Annotated in this window: 2 protein-coding genes; one reads left to right on the top strand and one right to left on the bottom strand. The window is 33.1% G+C overall.

Translation table 11 applies throughout. The features are described 5' to 3' along the window. Positions 1-77: 77 nt before the first annotated feature. Complete coding sequence (gene abc-f / locus ABWO04_RS10510) at positions 78-1,991, top strand: ribosomal protection-like ABC-F family protein (protein WP_353079660.1); 1,914 nt, start codon at positions 78-80, stop codon at positions 1,989-1,991. 379 nt (positions 1,992-2,370) lie between these two features. On the opposite strand, the gene ABWO04_RS10505 is transcribed toward abc-f, so the two are convergent. Then, on the bottom strand, positions 2,371-3,594 hold a 1,224-nt coding region (locus ABWO04_RS10505), incomplete at its 5' end, for a S46 family peptidase (RefSeq protein WP_353079659.1).

The raw sequence follows: 3,594 nt of genomic DNA, 5'->3' as shown, positions 1-3,594 counted from the left end.
CCTTTACCAAACATTTTTACTATTTTGATGTAAAGGTAAAATAAGTATAGTACTTTTGCACCTTATTAGAAAAAAACATGCTGAATATACATAATCTTTCTGTTTCCTTTGGTGGAACGTATTTATTTGAAGAAGTTACTTTTAGAATGGGCGCTGGCGACAGAGTCGGTTTAGTAGGTAAAAACGGAGCAGGAAAATCGACCATGTTGAAAATTTTAGCTGGCGATTTCAAACCTGATTCTGGACAAATTGCTACAGAAAAAGAGGTAAGAATTGGTTTTTTAAGACAAGATATTGATTTTGAAGCAGGAAGAACGGTTTTAGAAGAAGCGTATCAAGCATTTACAGACATCAAAGAAGTAGAAAAAAAGCTAGAAGACATCAATCACCAATTAGTAACCAGAACCGATTACGAAAGCGAAGCGTATTCTCAAATTATTGAAGATTTATCAGATTACACTCATAGATTTGAACTTTTAGGTGGTTATAATTATGTGGGTGATACAGAAAAAATATTATTAGGTTTAGGATTTAAGCGAGACGTTTTTAATAACCAAACAGAAACGTTTTCAGGTGGTTGGCGTATGCGTATCGAATTGGCAAAACTATTGCTTCAAGCCAACGATATTCTCTTATTAGATGAACCTACCAATCACTTGGATATAGAAAGTATCATTTGGTTGGAAAGTTTTTTACGAAATTATCCTGGTGTGGTAGTTATTGTATCGCACGATAAAATGTTTTTAGACAATGTTACGAATCGTACCATTGAAATTTCATTAGGAAAAGCGTATGATTTCAATAAACCATACTCGCAATATTTAGAATTGCGTCATGAAATTCGTGAAAAACAATTGGCGACCCAAAAAAATCAAGCTAAGAAAATTGAAGAAACCGAAAAATTAATTGAAAAGTTTCGTGCCAAAGCTTCTAAAGCCTCTATGGCACAATCATTAATTAAAAAATTAGATAAGGTAGAACGAATTGAAGTGGATGAAGACGACAATTCCGTGATGAATATTTCATTTCCCGTTTCAAAAGTACCTGGAAGAGTAGTTATCGAAGCCGAACACGTAACAAAAGCCTATGGAGACAATACGATTTTAAAAGACATTTCACTTTTAGTGGAACGTGGTAGTAAAATTGCATTTGTAGGTCAGAACGGGCAAGGAAAATCGACTTTTATAAAAGCAATTGTGAACGAATTTGAATTTGAAGGTTCCATAAAATTAGGTCATAATGTTCAAGTGGGTTATTTTGCACAAAATCAGGCGGAGTATTTAGATGGTGAAATTACGTTATTGCAAACCATGGAAGATGCCGCAACGGATACCAATAGAGCAAAAGTTAGAGATATGCTGGGGTCGTTTTTATTTCGTGGTGATGATGTAGAGAAAAAAGTAAAAGTACTTTCTGGAGGCGAAAGAAACCGTTTGGCTTTGTGTAAATTATTGTTGCAACCCATTAACGTTTTGGTAATGGATGAGCCGACAAATCACTTAGATATTAAATCGAAAAATGTTTTAAAAGCGGCACTTCAAAAATATGAAGGCACGCTCCTACTCGTTTCTCACGATAGGGATTTTTTACAAGACATGTCTAATTTAGTATACGAATTTAAAGATCAAAAAATTAAAGAATACTTAGGCGATATCAATTATTTCTTAGAACAACGCAATTTAGAAAACATGCGTGAAGTAGAAATAAAGGATATTGAGAAAAAAGAAGCTACAAACAATACAAATTCCAAAGCTTCTTACGAAGACCAAAAGAAAAACAAATCCTTACAAAATAGATTATCAAAAATTGAAAGTCAAATTAAACAATTAGAAATTGACATTCAAAACGATGATAAAGAATTGGCTTCTAATTACGACAAGCACTTGGAAAATGCTTCTTTTTTCACGGCGTACAACAAGAAAAAATCGGAATTAGATAAACTACTTTCAGATTGGGAAATGGTTCAGGAGGAAATTGATAATTTGGTTTAAAAAATAATTCAAAAACGTTTTACAATTCAATGAAAAAAAAGATGCTTTCAGCATGATAAGATTGTGTTGACTTTCTTTTGTTTTGAAAACGGATTTGCGTTAGTGATGGGAACGGCATCCTTTTTGATTTTGTTGCCTTCGAGCTTCTAAGGCAACAAAACAACTATTACATATGAAAGTAAACGTTATCTGAGGTTCTCGAAGATAACTTTTACGACTAAAGAAAGGCAACAAAATTAAAAAGATATAGTGGACAGCACGACCTGAAAGGGAACGCCCAATCTTTGGACAAGCTCAGGATAACAATTAAAACTATAGAAAGCAAAAAAGAGTCCCGATTTCTCGAGACTCTTTTTTTTTATTTTTAACTTTATGTAAATTATTTCACTAAAGTCATTTCATCTACAATGTGTTTTGCACCTGAGAAATTTTCAATCACCCAAAGCACATAACGAATGTCTACGTTAATTGTTCTTTGTAACTTTTGGTCAAAAATAACGTCACCAGCCATTGCTTCAATGTTTCCATCAAAAGCCAAACCGATTAATTCTCCTTTTCCGTTTAATACTGGAGAACCAGAATTTCCACCTGTAATATCATTGTCAGTTAAGAAACAAACGTGTAAAGAACCATCTTTATCTGCATAACGTCCGAATTCTTTTTTAGCATTCATATCTAATACTTTTGTAGGTAAATCAAATTCTAAATCACCTTTTTTGTATTTTTTAACTTGTCCCGCTAAAGTGGTGTAGTTATTTACTTTAGCGTCATTTCTTTTATCAGCTGGTAATGAACGAACTTTTCCATACGTTAAACGTAACGTTGAATTCGCATCTGGATATAAAGTAGTTCCAATTTTAGATTCTCTTAAACCTTCAACTAATAAACGGAAAGACGCACCAAAATCGTTTTGTGCTTTCATTAACTCGTCACTTCTTTTACCAAAATGAGATGTTAAATCATTTGATAAAACATATAATGGGTCACTTGTTAAAGTTACATCGTTCGGATTTGCTAAATAACCTTTAATTTTCTCTACTGAAGTGAAGATACTTGCATCGAAAGCTGAAGCTACATAATTTGTAAAATCACCATTGTTTTCTTTTGCTAATTTTTCTACTGTTGGTGCTAATGCATAACCTGCTTTTTTAGCGTATAAAGCCAACTGAGCAGCTAATATATCTTTTTCTGCAGGAATATGTAATTCCTTAAACATTTCATTTGCCATTTCTTCAATAGCCGGAGCCATTTCAGCGCGTTTAGCCGCATCTGCTTTAGTATACATTTCTAATTGTCTTCCTAAAGATCTGCTAATTGTTCCAAAAGCTGATGTTCTAAATAACTGCTGTAAATAATTATCATGACGCGATTTCTCATTCGTCATATCATAATATTTATTGATTGTAGCTACAACATTTCCGTATTTAGCTTGATTGGCTGGTTGATTCGCCCAAGTATTAAATTTAGCTTCTTGAGCCGCTTTAGATTTTGCTGTTCCAAATTTTGTTATGGCAACAATCATACCTTGACGGTTTTTCCAATAGTTAGCTACACCTGCAAATTTAGAAGCATAAATTAAATTTAAAGCATCCGAATGAACCAT

The organism is Flavobacterium sp., from assembly GCF_040382755.1.
In the GTDB taxonomy this organism is placed as follows: domain Bacteria; phylum Bacteroidota; class Bacteroidia; order Flavobacteriales; family Flavobacteriaceae; genus Flavobacterium.
The sequence above is the reverse complement of the archived record's forward strand: the minus strand, read 5'-3'. Positions and strand labels throughout refer to the sequence as shown.